Genomic DNA, 537 nt, shown 5'->3' on the forward strand with positions numbered 1-537 from the left:
CGTCGAAAGGGGGCGGGACTCGCCCGTGCCGCCGGCGGTGCTCACCGCAGGCTCGAACAGGGAGCCGCTGCGCCCTCTCCCCTCGGCGTCGAGCGGTTCGCGGCGCTCGATCGCGCGCATGGACGGCGGGCTCAGCTGCGGCATTTCGGTGCCCCTCGGCGGGGTCTTCGGCTGGCGCTTGGGCAGCAGGACCTGCGTCGACTCGACCGGCGTCTCCTCGTGGGCGACCGGAGCACTGTCCCCGCCGAAGGCGTAGGCCGGGGGCGCGGGCTCGGCGGCCTCCTCCCGCTCGTCCAGCAGTCCGTGCCGCCCCGTCTGCTCCTGCGCCGGTTCGAACAGCGAGCCCGCCTCGTGGCCGGTGTCGAAAAGGGACCCTGTCTCGCGGCTCGGCTCGAAGAGGGACCCGGTCTCCTTGCCGGACTCGAACAGCGAGCCCGATTCCGCCTGCTCGAACGGCGCGAAGACCGAGGTCTTCTCGGCCTCGCTCTCGGGTTCGGGCCGGTGCTCGGATTCGGGCTCCAGCGCGGAGGACACCGG

At 73.4% G+C, this 537-nt stretch carries 1 protein-coding gene; it reads right to left on the reverse strand.

Translation table 11 applies throughout. From position 1 onward, the window contains the following. On the reverse strand, nt 1–537 hold a 537-nt coding region (locus ACYU7Q_RS21905; RefSeq protein ID WP_460611586.1), incomplete at both ends, for a hypothetical protein.

Source organism: Hymenobacter terrigena (assembly GCF_054776515.1).